Raw genomic sequence first — 17,782 nt, 5'->3', positions numbered from 1 at the left:
CTATCTCGGCGTCATAGTCAAATTCGTATTAAATGTACCGTCATCCAACACAGCAAGAAGCAGACCATGGTCCGTTCTCAGATCAAACTCTGCAATTCTCCAAACTTTCGACAAGCCTGACCCACCCTCCTTCCTAGCCCTGCGTAGAGCCGAATCGCGCTCGTAAGAACTCATAGCTTGGCTTGCGGCATCTCTCCGCTCCTCGACAGAGAGAAGATTGCTCAGTTTATTTGAGCATTCAATTATAATGCTCGATTTTTCAGTTCTGGCTTTGAGACTGACTGGAACCGGCTCATTCTGCACTCCACCATGGATAATTACGTTTTGGAGCAAAATAAAGAATATTTCGCATAGGCCGTCCAGCATTGAACCATCTATTTTGTACGGGACGTCTATTTCTAATGTTGGTTGAATAGGCGTTTTTACATAGCAGTTTTTAACCTGCTGTATTGCTACATGCACAGCCAATTCGAGGTCGAAAGGTTCGCGAGCCAAATTACTTGGCCGCCTAAACCATTCAGACACATCAGCAACCGCTACTTGAAATGCCGTTTTTGCACGGACTATTGAATCTATGAGCGGTGCAACCTTTAGACGCGACGCATCTAATTCAATAGAGCGCAATAGACTTTCAAAATGAAAAGACATTTGTGTGGTAAGCGTATACTTCAAGTCATTTCTAATATTTTGTAGCGATAACTCAGTAAGATCCCAACAGTAAGAAATAAGGCGATCACAGAGAGTATCAAAATCTGTGTTAGTTGTAATGCTATCCATGACCTTGCCCGACATCCTGGATGCACCATCAAACGAAAACATACCTTGAGGAAGATCCGTTGTTTTCATATGCAGTTTTTCTTTTAGATATGAGACAACTAGATCCTCAAATGATTGAGTAAATTTCCCCAGCGCCTTTGTGACTCGACTTACTTCATCCTCATCCCAATCCTTGAGCTTGTTTAGCCAGCTTTCAGGCAGAACATATTCTGTTTGTGTCTTAACGCAAAGCAAGTCCTCCACTGCTAGGGGGCTTCGAAGATGCCCTTCAAAAGACCCATGTCGAATGGTAGTACTTACATGCGTATCAAGACCGTAAGCAGGATTAAATGCGAACTGATAAACACACTCCAAAAGCATTGAGCGAAACAAACCTTCCAGCTCCGTTGCTGGTAGCTTCAAGCTTCGAATATCAGTATTATTAGTACTATTTATTAAATCCATTAGTATTTTGGATAATTTTTCGGCTTGATAAGCGAGTGTCGGCGAGCTTAATAATTCTGTGTATCGTCCAAACGAGCTTAACAAGCTTGCTTCAAGAACCTGCTTTATTCCATCTTCATCGACAAATATTTTACTACTTTGCACTTGCTCCAAAAGCTTTGCTACATTATTGTCTCTAGTAATTATCCTAATTTCGCTCAGATAGGACTGCTCATTCTGTGGATCAAGCTGCAGTAACTCCTGGCAGATAAGTATTCGCTCGCTATCGATTTCATCCAAGGACTCAAACAGCGTTGTGTCATCCATCAACCTAGGAACACATATATTTCTAAGGAAGTAGATGTAGCGCGAATAATTATCAGTAGATATAAGCTGAACCAGCTCCGTAGGGCGTGATATACCCAAAGCGCTTAGTGCGTTTTCGTATGTGTCAGATAAATCACGCTCAAATTTACCTATGCCGTTTTTTGTAGCAATGAAAATCAGGATCGCAAGCCCAATACTTTCTTGAAGCTCGGTTTTTCCAATACAAGTATTTACTAACTTCTCAAGCGGGTATGCTCGTGCAGCAGAAGGCGACTCAATGCAATGATCAACAACCAAATACATGGCTGATTCAAAATCCATCATTGCCATATAGGCATCAAACAAATAAATTCTTGCTGCATTTGAAATATATTTCACACTCGAACTAGCCATATCGGTATAGCAAATTATAGCCTTTGCGTAATTCGAGGTGGCCATGCTAGCGTGCCCCTCATATGCAGCACGACGATAAGAGGGAAGTCCAAGACAGCTGCGTAGTGGTTCGACGTCCCCCTCCGCGAGTACGCCCCTCAAGATCAATGATGGAGATTGAGGATACTTACCCTTCAAAACAGAAAACCATCCATTCGTCGAGAGCTTATCAAAGACGGGCGCGCTCCACGGATTGTCACCTGGCCCAGTTAGCGCATTAATATTCTGTAGTTCAGTTGGCGAATCTTTAAACAGAACATCATGACTCCGATGCAAAAATGCACCTATTTGGCTGGCATAATGATGCCCTGCACATGTGAGCGCTATTTTCTTTAAAGCCTTGTCAGCCTGAGCCTTATCAGTATCAAAAATCAAACTTTGATACATCAGCCTAATTATATTTTGCTTAATCGAGCTTGGTTTTATTTCTACCTTGGCTTCATTGGCGCAAGCATAGCTTCTTGCGATTAATTCCAAAATCTCGCAATCGCCACTTATAACGCTTTGGTACTGACCTGTCGTATACAAGTCCGCCCATGCCAAAAAGTCAAATTCATCAGGGGAGTATTGGTCACGTGCGACCTGCAAGGTTCTTGTTACGCGAACATCTCCAACATCCTCTATTTGGCTAAATGCTACAAGAATTTCATTGCTAGCAGAAACTCCATTTCTTGAGAAATACAGAACACTCATAGCAACGAGAGTTTCAAATCTATCTATTATGCAGTGGGGCTCATCCCAACTTATTGCAGTTGAAGGATCCGAAATCCGCGCTGACTCAATAGGAAGTAGCTTGCGCACCACATAATCACTGAGCTCACCACCCCCTATCATGTGTGATACTTCGTCGCTAAAATCCGCAAAAGAGACGCTTACCTCAGCTTGAAGACTTAAATAATAAGAAACCCAAGTAACTATTTGGTTAGGGCTTCCAGCTGAAAGCACCTCTTCCAAGAAATCTTTTTGAGCTTTCAAGCCTTTCGCGCTTTGCAGGAAATTTAATTTACTGTGAATAAGCCACAAAGAGAATCCAAACTTCAACTGGATCTCGTCTAAAATCTCTGCAGCCGAGTCAAACTCTCCATTAAAGTAACTTAATTGAAATTTTGTCTTAAGTGCAACAAACTCTTTAAGCTCAGCACTGAATAACGCAAGAACCGAGGCTGTCCAAATTATTTCTCCTGCGGCCGTAATTTTTACAAGACGACGACGAGCAGGATAATCCTTTAGATTTTTAGGAAAGGTTACTGGAGCGAAGAGTTTTTTATATATTTGCTGGCAGCCGAGCTGCCTAACAATTGCAGGAAAATGCATTGGCTCAAACGATGAACGTGCAAGCCCAACCCCGTATCTCAATTCACGGGTGGCGTGAAGCACTCGCTTAAAAGAACTTGCTGAATTTTCTTTAGACGTAGACTTTCCAACATTTTTTCTATTTTTTGCGCTCAATTTTATCACGCTACCCTTGAGATTTTATTAGCATAATAACTAGATGCCTTAGCCATTTAGACATCATGCTTACCCAAGTTCCATCAGGAACGCATCACGCACTTCTGGGCAATAATATCGTGTGCATTTACTGTAAAATTGGCGCTTCAAGCTTAATCTTCCTTAATACTTAATTTTTTGACATTCGCCCATAGTCTAAGACTGGGCAGTCCTTTGACGCAGGAAACGAAGGTCTGTCGTTCCACTGCCGCCTTGTATACATGACCCTCATAGCATGTCCATTTGTCCGGCGTTTTGCCACCACTCCGAAAAAATTTCCTTGATAGCGCTGGTATAACGCGACACTCCTATCTCCGGACAACCTCAGATTGGCGATTTGAGTCCATGTATGGCCCATCGCGAGCTTCTGCCGGCTGGCTGCGTACTGGTAGTACCAGACACTTAGAAACTACAAATTTTTCGTGGATGTCTACAAACCGGCACATACCCCACCGTATTTTACTTCACCGGGGGGGGGGGGGGCACTTAGGGCTGTGGGTGGCCGCGTGGGGCTAGGCCCCTAACCGCCGCAAAAAGGTAGGGGCAATCCACCTGCGCGCCCAACAGGGCCGCTACAGCATGCTTATGGGGCAGTTGCACGGTGTAGCTTGGGCTGGTGTGCAGTTAGGTGTGCACTGCTGCCTGTTTGGCAAGCCATCAACCCTTCACGCAAGCAATTGGTGTGGGGCTCAGTGTGGGGCTATCACAACATACACAACTTTACCCCATATAAAACAATATGTTACGACATAAAAAAACCCGCACAAGGCGGGTTTTGTTTGTAGCGAACACAACAATCAGTCAGCCAACCGCCAGGTCGTCCCGCCCTTACCGTCTTCCAGCACCACGCCCATGGCCGTGAGCTGGTCACGGATGCGGTCGGATTCGGCCCAATCTTTACCAGCACGCGCCGCCAGGCGAGCCGCGATCAGCGCCTCGACTTCAGCCGCGTCCACACGCCCTTCGGCGCCGGCTTGCAGGAAGTCATCGGCTTCGAGTTGCAACACACCCAACACGCTAGCCAGTTCCTTCAAACGCGCTGCCAGACCGGCCGCTGCATCCAGATCGCTTTCGCGCAGGCGGTTGATCTCGCGCACCATCTCGAACAGCACCGCGCAGGCTTCCGGCGTGCCGAAGTCGTCGTTCATCACCTGGGTGAAGCGCTCGACGAAGGCTTCGCCGCCCGCCGGGGCCACGCTCGGCAGGCCTTTCAACGCGTGGTAGAAACGCTCCAGGGCGCCCTTGGCGTCCTTGAGGTTGTCTTCCGAGTAGTTGATGGCGCTGCGGTAATGGCTCGACACCAGCAGGTAACGCACGACTTCCGGGTGGTACTTGTCGAGCACGTCGCGGATGGTGAAGAAGTTGTTCAAGGACTTGGACATCTTCTCGCCATTGATGCGGATCATGCCGCAATGCATCCACGCGTTGGCGTAGGTCTTGCCGGTGGCCGCTTCGCTCTGGGCGATTTCGTTTTCGTGGTGCGGGAACTCAAGGTCACTGCCGCCGCCATGAATGTCGAAGGTTTCACCGAGGCAGCAGGTGGACATCACCGAGCATTCGATGTGCCAGCCCGGACGCCCGGCGCCCCATGGCGATTCCCAGCTCGGCTCGCCCGGTTTGGCGGCTTTCCACAGTACGAAGTCCAGCGGGTCCTGCTTGGACTCGTCGACTTCGATGCGCGCGCCGATGCGCAGGTCTTCGATCTTCTTGCGCGACAGCTTGCCGTAGCCCATGAACTTGCCGACGCGGTAGTACACGTCGCCGTTGCCCGGGGCGTAGGCGTAACCCTTGTCGATCAGGGTCTGGATCATTGCGTGCATGCCAGGGATGTGGTCGGTGGCACGCGGCTCCATGTCCGGCTTCTTGATGTTCAGGCGCGCTTCGTCTTCGTGCATCGCCGCGATCATGCGCTCGGTCAAGGCTTCGAACGACTCGCCGTTCTCGTTGGCCCGGTTGATGATCTTGTCGTCGATGTCGGTGATGTTGCGCACGTAGGTCAGGTCGTAACCGCTGAACCGCAGCCAGCGGGTGACCAGGTCGAAGGCGACCATGCTGCGGCCGTGGCCCAGGTGGCAGTAGTCGTACACGGTCATGCCGCACACGTACATGCGCACCTTGTTGCCATCGAGCGGCTTGAAGACTTCTTTGCTCTTGGTGAGCGTGTTGTAGATCGTTAGCACGTCATAAATCCTTGAATCACTGGCCCCACGAATCACGCAGGGTCACGGTACGGTTGAATACCGGCTGGCCTGGTTTCGAGTCCTTGATATCGGCGACGAAGTAACCTTCGCGCTCGAACTGGAAACGGTCTTCCGGCTGTGCATTGCCCAGCGAAGGCTCGGCACGACAACCGGTGAGTACCTGCAGCGAATCAGGGTTGATGTTGTCCAGGAAGCTGGCGCCGTCTTCGGCCTTCTCCGGGTTGGCGGAGCGGAACAGACGGTCGTACAGACGCACTTCGCACTCGACGCTGGCGGCGGCCGGCACCCAGTGGATCACGCCCTTGACCTTGCGACCCTCAGGGTTCTTGCCCAGGGTGTCCGGGTCGTAGGAGCAACGCAGCTCGACGATGTTGCCGTCGGCGTCCTTGATCGCCTCGTCGGCACGGATCACGTAGCTGCCGCGCAGACGCACTTCGCCAGCCGGTTCCAGGCGCTTGTAGCCTTTGGGCGGCTCTTCCATGAAGTCTTCACGGTCGATATAGATTTCACGGGCAAACGGCAGCGCGCGCACGCCCATGTCTTCTTTCGGGTGGCATGGCAGCTCGAGGTTTTCGACCTGGCCTTCCGGGTAGTTGGTGATCACGACTTTCAGCGGACGCAGCACGCACATGGCGCGCGGTGCGCTCTGGTCGAGGTCGTCACGGATGCTGAACTCGAGCATGCCGAAGTCCACCACGCCGTCGGAACGGTTGGTGCCGATCATTTCGCAGAAGTTGCGGATCGACTTCGGCGTGTAGCCACGGCGACGGAAGCCCGACAGCGTGGACATGCGCGGATCGTCCCAGCCGTTGACGTGCTTTTCATCGACCAACTGTTTGAGCTTGCGCTTGCTGGTGATGGTGTAGTTCAGGTTCAGGCGGCTGAACTCGTACTGACGCGGCTTGCACGGCACCGACAGGTTGTCGAGGAACCAGTCGTACAGCGGACGATGGCCTTCGAACTCCAGGGTGCAGATCGAGTGGGTGATGCCTTCGATGGCGTCCGACTGACCGTGGGTGAAGTCGTAGTTGGGGTAGATGCACCACTTGTCACCGGTCTGGTGGTGGTGAGCGTGACGGATGCGGTACAGGATCGGGTCGCGCAGGTTCATGTTCGGCGAGGCCATGTCGATCTTGGCCCGCAGCACGCGTGCGCCGTCCGGGAACTCGCCGGCGCGCATGCGGGCGAACCAGTCCAGGTTCTCTTCCACCGAACGGTCGCGGAACGGGCTGTTCTTGCCAGGTTCGGTCAGGCTGCCACGGTATTCCTTGGCCTGCTCGGGGGTCAGGTCGTCGACATAAGCCTTGCCGGCTTTGATCAGCTCGACGGCCCAGTCGTGCAACTGGTCAAAGTACTGCGAGGCATAACGCACTTCGCCGGCCCATTCAAAGCCCAGCCACTTGACGTCGCTTTCGATCGCGTCGATGTATTCCTGGTCTTCCTTGGCCGGGTTGGTGTCGTCGAAACGCAGGTGCGTGACGCCACCGAATTCCTGGGCCAGACCGAAGTTCACACAGATCGACTTGGCGTGACCGATGTGCAGGTAGCCGTTGGGCTCAGGCGGGAAACGGGTGACGATCTGCGTGTGCTTACCCGAGTCCAGGTCTGCCTGGATGATCGGCCGCAGGAAGTTGACCGGCACGGCAGGGCCGGTCTTGGAATTCGAGGTAGGGTCGACAGTGGGCTTGCTCATAGGATCCTTGAACGTACAAGTGCGTGGCCGAGAATAAGGGCCTGACAAAACAAAGCCGCTATCATAGCCGATGCCGTCAGGCCGCAGACAGGGCAGGCCTAAAAACCGCTGCATTTAATCGGATCTAAACGAAAAACAGCCTCGAAATTCGCGTCCGTCGCGCTAAACTGCGCACCTTGGTCCAAACAGGCCAACACGGTTGGGGGCCTTGCAGCCCGAAACCCACGAATTCCTTGAAAGAGTAGCCAACATGACCCAAGTCAAATTGACCACCAACTTCGGCGACATCGTCCTCGAACTGAACGCTGAAAAGGCACCGATCACCGTTGCCAACTTCGTTGAATACGTCAAAGCCGGCCACTACGAAAACACCGTTTTCCACCGCGTCATCGGCAACTTCATGATCCAGGGCGGCGGTTTCGAGCCAGGCATGAAAGAAAAGAAAGACAAGCGTCCAAGCATCCAGAACGAAGCCGACAACGGTCTTTCCAACGACAAATACACCATCGCCATGGCCCGTACCATGGAGCCGCATTCGGCTTCGGCACAGTTCTTCATCAACGTGACCGACAACAGCTTCCTGAACCACAGCGGCAAGAACGTTCAAGGCTGGGGCTACGCGGTATTCGGTAAAGTGACCGCAGGCACCGACGTTGTCGACAAGATCAAAGGCGTTGCCACCACTTCCAAGGCCGGCCACCAGGACGTACCAGCAGACGACGTGATCATCGAGAAAGCCGAGATCATTGAGTGATATTGCTGATTTCAGACTTGCATCTGGAAGAGGAGCGCCCGGACATTACCCGGGCGTTTCTGGATTTGCTCGCCGGACGCGCCCGCTCGGCGAGTGCGTTGTACATTCTGGGCGACTTTTTCGAAGTGTGGATTGGCGACGACGCCATGACCCCCTTCCAGCGTTCCATCTGCCAGGCCCTGCGTGAGTTGAGCGACAGCGGCACGGCCATTTTCCTGATGCACGGCAATCGCGATTTCATGCTCGGCCAGGCCTTCTGCAAGCAGGCCGGCTGCACCTTGCTGAAAGATCCGAGTGTCGTGCCGTTCAACGGCGAACCGGTGCTGTTGATGCACGGCGACAGCCTCTGCACCCGCGACGAAGCCTACATGAAGCTGCGTCGCTACCTGCGTAACCCCATCACCCTGTTCATCCTGCGGCATCTACCGTTGAGTACGCGGCATAAACTGGCGCGCAAGCTGCGCAGTGAAAGCCGTGCGCAAACACAGATGAAGGCCAATGACATCGTCGACGTCACGCCCGAAGAGATCCCGCGGATCATGCAGCAATACGGCGTGAAAACCCTGATCCATGGCCATACTCACCGTCCGGCCATCCACAAATTGCAGCTGGGCGACCAGGCGGCGCGGCGGATTGTGCTGGGGGATTGGGATAAGCAAGGCTGGGCATTACAAGTGGATGAGCAGGGATTTGCCCTGGCGCCGTTCGATTTCGCCCCGCCCCCGCAATTGGCAGCTCCCACCACCTGACTGCCGAACACAAAATCTTCGTAGGAGCCGGCTTGCTGGCGACAGCGGCATGTCAGATGACTTCAATGCACCTGATACACCGCTATCACCAGCAAGCCGGCTCCTACAATGATCGCGTTCGGATCAGTGGCCGGCAGAGGCCGCAGGCCCGGCCTTGGCGGTGAACGGCGGCTTGGCCAGCCACACGATCAATATCAACCCCATGAACATCCAGCCCAACAAGGTGAAGTAGTCCACCGTGGACATGATGTACGCCTGGCTGATCACCGTCTGCTCCAACTGCGTATAGGCCTTGGCCCCTGCCCCGCCCAGTTGCGTCAACGTCTCGCGGGTCGCCGGGTCGAACGGGGTGATGCTTTCGGTGAGGTAGGCATGGTGCTGGTCGGCGCGACGGATCCAGATCCAGGTGGTCAGGGAGGCCGCGAAACTGCCGCCCAGGGTCCGCAGGAAGGTGGCCAGACCCGAACCATCGGCAATCTGGTGTGGCGGCAAATCGGACAGCAGGATGGTCAGGGTCGGCATGAAGAACAACGCCACGCCGATGCCCATGAACAGCTGCACCATGGCGATGTGCTGGAAGTCCACTTCATTGGTGAACCCGGCACGCATGAAACAGCTCAGGCCGATGGCCAGGAACGCCAACCCCGCCAGCACACGCATATCGAACTTCGGTGCGTATTTACCGACAAACGGCGCCATCAGTACCGGCAGGATCCCCAGCGGTGCCACGGCAAAACCGGCCCAGGTCGCGGTGTAGCCCAGTCGCGTTTGCAGCCACTGCGGCAGGATCAGGTTGATCCCGAAGAACCCTGCGTAACCCAGAATCAGCACGATGGTGCCGTAGCGGAAGTTGCGATGGGCAAACAGACGCAGGTTCACCACCGGGTGTTCATCGGTCATTTCCCAGATCACGAAGAACGCCAGGGCCACCACCGAAATCACTGAGCCGATAATGATGAAATTCGATTCGAACCAGTCCGCGTCGTTGCCTTTGTCGAGGACGATCTGCAACGCGCCGACGCCGATGATCAAGGCGATCAGACCGACGTAATCCATCGGTTGGCGGCTGGTGACCACCGGACGTTTCTTCATCTGTTGCGTGACCACCCATGCCGCGAACAGGCCGACGGGCACGTTGATGAAGAAAATCCACGGCCAGCTGTAGCTGTCAGTGATCCAGCCGCCGAGAATCGGCCCGGCAATCGGCGCCACCACCGTGACCATTGCCAGCAATGCCAGGGCCAGCCCCCGTTTCGCCGGGGGGTAGACCGCAATCAGCAGCGTCTGGGTCATCGGGTACAACGGCCCTGCCACCACGCCTTGCAGGACCCGAAAGCCCACCAGTTCCGGCATGGAACTGGAAATCCCGCACAGAAACGACGCCAGCACGAACAATAGCGTGGCCCAGACGAACAGCTTCACCTCACCAAAACGCCGGCTGAGCCAACCGGTCAGTGGCAAGGCGATGGCGTTGCTCACGGCGAACGAAGTGATCACCCAAGTGCCCTGCTCCGCACTCACGCCCAGGTTGCCGGATATCGTCGGCAACGCCACGTTGGCGATGGTGGTGTCGAGCACTTGCATGAAGGTTGCCAGCGACAGGCCGATGGTGCTGAGCACCAGGCTAGGCGGCGTGAATGACGCGTTATTGCTCATCGCAATTCCTATGAAACCATACGGTCGCAGCTAATCCCCTGTAGGAGCGAGCCTTTGTGGCGAGGGGATTTATCCCCGCTGGGTTGCGCAGCAGCCCTGATACCGTTACTCGCGATGTACATGACACACCGCGGTTTCAGGTTCTGGGGCCGCTTCGCAGCCCAACGGGGCGGTGCGACGTTTCGCTAAATCCCCTCGCCACACAGGTACATTCCTACAAGGGTCGGTATCAGCGGTTCGCGGTCTTGCTGACCGCGGCGCTGTTGTCATGAATCAGTTGGGTGATCATGGCGTCGGCCTCGGCCAACTGGCGGTCATAGATGCTGGTGCTGAACGACGCCTTTTGTGGCGGCTGTTGCGCCAGCACCGGGCCGCTCTGGTCGCGCAGGTCGACATCGACCATGGTCGACAGGCCGACCCGCAACGGGTGCTTGGCCAGTTCCTCGGCATTGACATGAATGCGCACTGGCACACGCTGCACGATCTTGATCCAGTTACCGGTGGCGTTCTGCGCCGGCAGTAAGGCAAACGCGCTGCCGGTACCGGCGCCGAGGCTGTCGATGGTGCCGCTGTATTTCACGCTGCTGCCGTAAAGATCGGTTTCGATCTCCACCGGTTGGCCAATGCGCATGTCGCGCAATTGGGTTTCCTTGAAGTTGGCGTCGATCCACAACTGATCCAGCGGGATCACCGCCATCAAGGCCGTACCCGGCTGCACGCGCTGCCCCAGTTGCACGGTCCGCTTGGCCACGTAGCCGGTGACCGGCGCGATCAAGGTGCTGCGGGCATTGTTCAGGTAGGCCTGACGCACTTGCGCGGCAGCGGCCATCACGTCCGGATGCGAGGACACCACGGTGTCGTCGACCAGCGCGCTGGTGGTTTTCAGCTTCTGCTTGACGTCGGCCAGGGCATTTTGCGCCGAGGTCAGGTCATCACGGGCATGGGACAGTTCTTCCTGAGAAATCGCCCCGCCAGCGGCGAGGTTTTTCCGGCGGTTGTAGTTGTCCTGGGCTTTCTGCACTTCGGCCTGTTGCGCATTGACCTGGGCCTTCATGCCATCGACATTGCTGTACAGGCCGCGCACCTGACGCACGGTGCGTGCCAGTTGGGCCTGGGCATTTTGCAAACCGATTTCGGCGTCATTGGGGTCGAAGTTCACCAGCACCTGGCCTTCTTGCACCAGATCACCATCGTCGGCGCCAATGCTCACCACGGTGCCAGTGACCAGCGGGGTGATTTCCACCACGTTGCCGTTCACATAGGCGTCGTCGGTGCTTTCGCTAAAGCGTCCGTAGAACTCGTGGTAAGCCCAGACACCCGCGCCACACAGTGCGACCACCACGGCAAGGGCCAGCAGCATGAACTTGCGCTTGCCCGCGTTAGGGTTACCGGGAGCGTTTTCAGAAGATTGAGTTGTATCGGCAGTGGCCATGACAAGTCCCTTGAATTATTGAGTCAGCGTGGCTGGAGCAGCGTTCACCGAGGCGATGGCCTCAGGCTGAAAACCACCACCCAGCGCCTGCATCAGTTGGATCGACAGATCGATCTGCTCGGCATTCAGGTTGGCCAGCTGACGCTGGGCCTGAAGCAATTGCTGCTCGATGCTGAGCACGTCCAGATAGTTTCCGATGCCGGAACCGTACCGCTGGACCACGGTGTTGTAGGAATCCTGGGCGATGTCAGTGGCGTGTTGCTGGGCGGCGATTTGCCGACCGATGTCACGCAACTGGTTGATGCTGTCGCTGACATCACCCAGCGCCCTGACCAGGCTTTTGTTGTATTGCGCCACCGCGAGGTCGTAGTCGGCATCGCGGGAATCGAGGTCGGCGCGCAGGCGGCCACCATCGAAAATCGGCACGGAAATCGTTGGTGCAATGTTGAAGAAGCGGCTCGCCGAACCGAACATCGCATCACCCAACAAGGATTCGGCACCGGCCGCGGCACTGAGGTTCAAATTGGGATAGAAACGGGTCTTGCCGGCATCGATGTTCTTGCTCGCCGCTTCCACCCGCCAGCGCGCGGCGACCAGGTCTGGACGACGACCGAGCAACTCGGCCGGAAGTACCGATGGCAACGCCACGGCGCTGGCCTTGAGGATGTTCGGCCGGACGATTTCATTGCCACGGTCGGGGCCTTTGCCCAGCAACACGGCCAGGGCTATTTTCGCGCTGTTCAGACGCTTCTCGGCGTCGATCAGGTTGGCTTGCGAGGTGGCTTCCAGGCTTTCGGTCTGTTGGAACTGGTACTGGCTGTCGATGCCGGCACTCAGGCGCCGCTTGCTCAGGTCGAGCATTTGTCGGGTGCGCTTGAGGTCCTCGGCGGACAGGTCGTAGACGATGTGCGCCTGCCCCAGGTCGCTGTAGGCGCGGGCCACGTCGGCGGACAGGGTCAGTTGCGCGGCCTGCCGGTCGACTTCAGCGGCACGGGCTTCGCCCAGCGCAGCTTCCCAGGCGTCACGCTGACCGCCCCACAGGTCGAAGTTGTAATTGAAGTTCGCGCCGAGGCTGCGCAGGGTCGCATAACGGCCACCCTGCCCGGTCGGATCCTGGTCGCGGGCCAGCCGCGAACGGCTGACACCGGCGCTGGCATCGAGGGTCGGCATACGTTCAGCATCGGTGGCGGACGCGGCAGCGGCGGCCTGATGGGCACGGGCGTCGGCGATTTGCATGTCCGGGCTGTCGTGCAGGGCTTCGCGGATCAGGCCGTCGAGTTGCGGGTCGCCCAGGCTTTTCCACCAGTCGCTTTTTGGCCAGGCCGCCGGCGACAGCGTCACGCCACTGAGGGATTGGCCGGCCTTGAGGCTTTTTGCATCGAGGCTGACGCCTTCGGTGGTCAGGCCGCTGTAATTGGCGCAACCGGCCAGGCTCATGGCCAACAGCACCAGGCTCAATCCGGTACGCAGGGTCTTACTGTTCATTATCGCTACCTAAGCGCAGCACCGTGATCGCGTCACCGGCCGCCAGCAAAATTTTCTTGAGGATGTGCTCCAGGGTTTTCAGTTCCTCCGGTGTCACCGCCCCTGCCAGCTCGTTCATGGCGTCAGCGCCGATGTGCGGCAGGCGGTCGGCGAGCTTCTGCCCTTCTTCGGTGAGTACAAGCTGCACCTGGCGGCGATCGGCTTCGCTGCGTTGGCGGGCGAGGAAACCTTTCTGCTCCAGGCGATCGAGCATGCGGGTCATCGAGCCGCTGTCCAGGGACAAGTACCGGCACAGCTCGCCCGGCGAGTCGACGCCGTACAGAGCAATGATGATCAACACCTTGAACTGCGCGGCGGTGATGCCGTGGGGTTCCATGTGCGTATCAAGGATCCGGTCCTTGAGCAGCGCGGCGCGCCCGAGCAAGAGGCCGAGATGGCAATTGTGGAAGTTGTCCGGGGAGAAATGCTTCATCTGAACACCAATTAACTGCCTAGGCAGGGAATGTATGTCGAAATATTACTGCCTAGGCAGCCAATGTCAACGTAATAGTTAGGTTGCTAGCTAAATACTTGACCAATGGCGTCGGATAAAAGCAAAAAGATCGCAGCCTTCGGCAGCTCCTACAGAGGTTTATGTATCCCTGTAGGAGCTGCCGAAGGCTGCGATCTTTTGATCTTGAGAGGACTAAAAGTCCCGCTTGTAGAAGATGTCCAGCGAACTGGCTACACCGCCCGCCGCTTCGAGGTAGACCTTTTTGCTCAGCTTGTAGCGCAAGGCAATGGTATTGGCCGGTTCGAACACGCCCACGCCATAACGCAGGCTGAGTTTCTCGGAGAGGTTGCCGCTGGCGACCACGCTGGTGGCGTTGCCGCTGCCCTCGGTATCGAGCTGGAAATCCTCGATGCCCAGGTTCTTCGCCAGGCCGCCGGTCACCCCGGAGCTGCCCATCAGGCCCAACCCGAGTGCGGCCTGGGCGAGCATATTGTTGTCCTCGCCGTTGGTACTCAGCGGACGCCCCAGCACCAGATAGGACAACGCCTGCTCTTGGCTCATGGCAGGTTCCGAGAAAATCTGCGTGGTCGGCTGCTCGGCACTGCCACTCAAGCGAATGCCGGCGATCACGTCGTCAGTCTGACGAATCGCTTCGATGTCGAGGTACGGCTGGTCGATGGGACCGGCAAACAGCAGACGCGCGCGACGCACCGTCAGGCGCTGGCCGTAAGCGCGGTAACGCCCGTCGTTGAGCCACAGTTCGCCACGGGTGTCGAGGTTGTCGCCGATGTGCACGTGCCCCTTCAGGTTCGCCGTCAGGCCAAACCCGGCGAAGGCCAGCTTGTCGTCGCCCACCACCACATCGATGTCCATGACCGTGGCCATCGGCGGTTTGCCCTCTTCGGTCTGCTGGCCGACGATCACCGTGTCACCGGAAACCTTGACCGTCGACGGCGGCAGTTCGCGAACGGTGATGTCGCCCTTGGGCACATGCACTTTGCCGGCGACCGCGAGTTTGTCGTCCTTGATCGAGATCTTCAGGTCCGGTGCCACTTCGAGCTTGGCATACGGCTCGATGGAAACCGGCAACTGCGACCCTTTGAGCGCCAGGTCCACCACCAGCGCCTGGCCCCAGGCGATGTTGCCGTTGAGGCTGCCCTGCCCGGTCTTGCCACTTTTCCAATCGCCATTGAGCTGCACGGTTTCGCCCACGATGGCTGCCCGCAGCTGCAAGGCTTTGATCTCCAGCGGCAACTCGGGGCCGGACACTTCGCCGTCACTGAGCAACAGATTGCCATTGACCTGCGGCGCCAGCAGCGTGCCTGCAATGGTGCCGCTGCCGTTCAGGCGCCCACTGATTTTCTCGACCATGGGCACAAACGGACGCGCCACCGACAGGTCCAGGCCAGTCAGGCGAAACGAACCGGTCAAGGGTTTGTTCTTCGGCAGCGGATTGATCTGCGCCTGCACCATCAGTTCGCCGAGCTTGCCACCGACGAAGTTGAGGTTGGTGTCGATGCGCTTGGGCGTGAGCTTGCTGGTGAGGTTCAGGGTCTGGTACGGGAAGTCCAGCCACTGGTCCTTTTCCTTGATCCGCAATGTGCCGCCGCTGGCATCGATGCTGATCTGCCCGTTCGGGCCGCTGGCCGGTACATCCAGTTGCACGTCGGCATTGAGGCGGCCCTGCCAGGCGAAATCCTTCGGCAACCACTGAGCCAGGCTGTCGATGGGGAATTGCTTGAGGTGATAACGCAGCTTCGGCTCGGGCATCAGGCGCTGGTCTTCACCGCACAAACTGGCCGCGCCGGACATCCAGCAATGGGCGCCGAAGTTGATTTTGCCGTCCGCCAGCCGTTCCAGCCTCGCTGGACCTTGCAGCTTCCAGTCCTGACCGCCGACCTGAATATCACCACTGGCCAGGCGTCCGCGCCAGTTGCCCTTATCCAGCGCGCCATCGAGACCAAGGGCCAGTTTCAGCTTCGGCCCTTGCAGGTCAAGGTTGAGCTTCTGGTTCTTGATGTCACCCTGGCCGCTGGCGGTCAGGGTGCCGAGCGAGGTATCGCCGGCCTGAATGCCGCTGCCCTTGAGGTCGAATTTCGCCCGTTGCGCACTGTCGAGGGTGGCGTCCAGGTTCAGGCTTTGCAGGCGGTTGTCGGCGAAGGCCAGTTGCGAGCCCTGCAGTCCGAGCTTGCCTTGCGGTGCCTTGAGCGTGCCCGCGACGTCGACCCGGCCATTGATCTGGCCGCGCAATTGCGGCCACAGCTGGGCCAGGCGCGGCAACTTGATGTCGATCTGCCCAGCGAGTTTCTGTTGCAGGCTGCCCTTGCCACTGATGCTGTTATCGCCCAGGCGGATTTGCAGCGCGTTCAGGTTCCAGTGCTCGCCGCCGCCATCGGCCTTGGCTTGCAACACGGCCGGTTGGCCCCGCAGCTTGCCCTTCAGATCGAGGTCGGCGCTCAGGCTGAGTGTTTCATTCTTCATCTCGCCCTTGCTGCGCAGCGGCCCGGCGAGGGTGCCCGGCAGTTCCGCGACCCAGTACGCCGGATTGATCGCCGACAGGTCCAACGCAGTGTCCCAGGCGATGCCATCGGCGAATTGCAGGTTCAGGTGCCCTTCGGCCTTGCCCTGCCCGGCGGTCAGTTGAATTTGTTGCAGGTAGATTTTCGTCAGGTCGCCGGCGAACGGGCTGGCCAGACTGAAGGCGCCAGCCGGGCCGTCCGCCGCGGCGTCGAAATGGCCAAGGTATTTGCCATCGGTGTAGGAGACTTCACCTTTGAAGGTGCGCAAGGCGACTTCGGGCTCGTCGATCAGTGGATAGAGACGATGCCAGGGAAAATCCAGCCAATCGACTTTCGCTTCGGCATTCAGGCCCTTGCTCCAGTCCAGTTGCCCCGTGAGCTTGAGGCTTTGCTTGTCGTTGGCCGTCAGATCCAGTGCGGCGATCTGCGCGCCGCTGGCGTCGACCTTGCCTTGCAACGCCAGCGCCACCGGGCCTTGTTCGGCGGGCAGCGTGGCTTTGCCGAGCAACTGATAACCGCTTTTCAGGTCGCCATTACCAGTGAGTTCCAGCTGGTTGAGTTGCAGGGTGTCCGGAAGGTCGGCGCTGGGTTTGAAGGCGTCAGCGGTGATGCGCACCTTGGCCGGCAGGTTGTCCGCCAAGGGTTGCAGTTCGCCGGTCAGTTGTCCGTTAAGGTAGCCGCTGCTGTCGGCTTTCACATTCAGGGTCTTGAGCAGGTCGCCATCGACAGTGAGGGCCAGCGCCCAGGGCTCGGTGCCGGGGGCCGGCAAGGTCAGTTTACCTTGCGCCTTGAGCGGCCAGTCGCCGGTCGGTTGCAGCTGGCCGGACAGGTTCAGGCTCAACTCATCACGTTGCAAACTGACCGAGTCGATCTGCAAGCCGCTGGCCGTCCAGTGTGCCGCCAGGTGCAGGTCCTTGAGCTGTTCGCTGCCATTGAACAGCAGGCTGCCCACTTGAATGTCACCCAGTTCCAGGGCTACCGGCAGCTTCAAGTCCGGAAGCCTGATCGGCCCGCTGCTTTGTTCTTCAGCGCCGGGCGCAAACTGCAGGCTGACCTGATCGGCCTTCAACTGCTCGATGCACAGGGTCATGCGCGTCAGGCACAACGGCGACCAGGCGAAGATCACTTTATTGAGTTCGACCCGGTCGCTGCCCTGTTGCCACAACACATGGTCGGCGCTCCATTGCCCGCCCAAGCGCCCCTGGAAATTGTCCAAGGTCAGGCCCGGTACAAAGCCGAGTGCCCAGCGACTGCCTGTCGCCGTGCCCAGCACGGAGGCCAGCGTCACGACCACCAACGTCAGCAGCGCCAAAATCGCCAGCAGCGTTACTTTCAAGCCACGCTTCACAAAAA

Annotated in this window: 10 protein-coding genes; 2 read left to right on the top strand and 8 right to left on the bottom strand. The window is 57.1% G+C overall.

The genetic code is table 11. The features are described 5' to 3' along the window. The 3 genes from ABTV22_RS10775 to ABTV22_RS10765 form a co-directional block, all read right to left on the bottom strand. Complete coding sequence (locus ABTV22_RS10775) at nt 1–3,408, bottom strand: hypothetical protein (RefSeq protein ID WP_433740040.1); 3,408 nt, start codon at nt 3,406–3,408, stop codon at nt 1–3. A gap of 836 nt (nt 3,409–4,244) precedes the next feature. Further along, on the bottom strand, nt 4,245–5,627 hold the full coding sequence (gene cysS, locus ABTV22_RS10770) for a cysteine--tRNA ligase (protein WP_433740038.1): 1,383 nt from the start codon (nt 5,625–5,627) through the stop codon (nt 4,245–4,247). A 16-nt stretch (nt 5,628–5,643) separates the two neighbouring features. Continuing rightward, complete coding sequence (locus tag ABTV22_RS10765) at nt 5,644–7,341, bottom strand: glutamine--tRNA ligase/YqeY domain fusion protein (RefSeq protein ID WP_433740036.1); 1,698 nt, start codon at nt 7,339–7,341, stop codon at nt 5,644–5,646. A gap of 250 nt (nt 7,342–7,591) precedes the next feature. On the opposite strand from ABTV22_RS10765, the gene ABTV22_RS10760 reads away from it, so the two are divergent. Further along, entirely contained in the window at nt 7,592–8,095 is a 504-nt protein-coding gene (locus ABTV22_RS10760) for a peptidylprolyl isomerase (protein ID WP_433740034.1), read from the top strand. Beyond that, nucleotides 8,092–8,844 carry a UDP-2,3-diacylglucosamine diphosphatase gene (lpxH, locus tag ABTV22_RS10755; protein ID WP_433740032.1) on the top strand — a complete coding sequence of 251 codons (753 nt, stop codon included), beginning with the start codon at nt 8,092–8,094 and terminating at the stop codon, nt 8,842–8,844. Before ABTV22_RS10760 ends, lpxH begins: the two co-directional genes overlap by 4 nt. A 123-nt stretch (nt 8,845–8,967) precedes the next feature. Here the strand turns inward: lpxH and ABTV22_RS10750 are convergent, their stop codons facing one another. The 5 genes from ABTV22_RS10750 to ABTV22_RS10730 all read right to left on the bottom strand — a co-directional run bounded on the left by ABTV22_RS10750 (nt 8,968) and on the right by ABTV22_RS10730 (nt 17,777). Then, nucleotides 8,968–10,500 (bottom strand): DHA2 family efflux MFS transporter permease subunit, encoded by a 1,533-nt coding sequence (locus ABTV22_RS10750; protein ID WP_433740030.1) that lies wholly within the window; start codon nt 10,498–10,500, stop codon nt 8,968–8,970. Between the two features lie 229 nt (nt 10,501–10,729). Continuing rightward, nucleotides 10,730–11,932: an HlyD family efflux transporter periplasmic adaptor subunit gene (locus tag ABTV22_RS10745; protein ID WP_433740028.1), complete on the bottom strand. Its 1,203-nt coding sequence runs from the start codon at nt 11,930–11,932 to the stop codon at nt 10,730–10,732. A 15-nt stretch (nt 11,933–11,947) separates the two neighbouring features. Then, on the bottom strand, nt 11,948–13,417 hold the full coding sequence (locus ABTV22_RS10740; protein WP_433740026.1) for an efflux transporter outer membrane subunit: 1,470 nt from the start codon (nt 13,415–13,417) through the stop codon (nt 11,948–11,950). Continuing rightward, nucleotides 13,407–13,889 (bottom strand): MarR family winged helix-turn-helix transcriptional regulator, encoded by a 483-nt coding sequence (locus ABTV22_RS10735; protein WP_433740024.1) that lies wholly within the window; start codon nt 13,887–13,889, stop codon nt 13,407–13,409. The genes ABTV22_RS10740 and ABTV22_RS10735 overlap by 11 nt, the downstream gene beginning before the upstream one ends. 213 nt (nt 13,890–14,102) lie before the next feature. Then, entirely contained in the window at nt 14,103–17,777 is a 3,675-nt protein-coding gene (locus ABTV22_RS10730; protein WP_433741361.1) for a translocation/assembly module TamB domain-containing protein, read from the bottom strand. Nucleotides 17,778–17,782 lie beyond the last annotated feature (5 nt).

The sequence above is a fragment of the Pseudomonas putida genome (assembly GCF_050990305.1).
In the GTDB taxonomy this organism is placed as follows: domain Bacteria; phylum Pseudomonadota; class Gammaproteobacteria; order Pseudomonadales; family Pseudomonadaceae; genus Aquipseudomonas; species Aquipseudomonas putida_AH.
The sequence above is the reverse complement of the archived record's forward strand: the minus strand, read 5'-3'. Positions and strand labels throughout refer to the sequence as shown.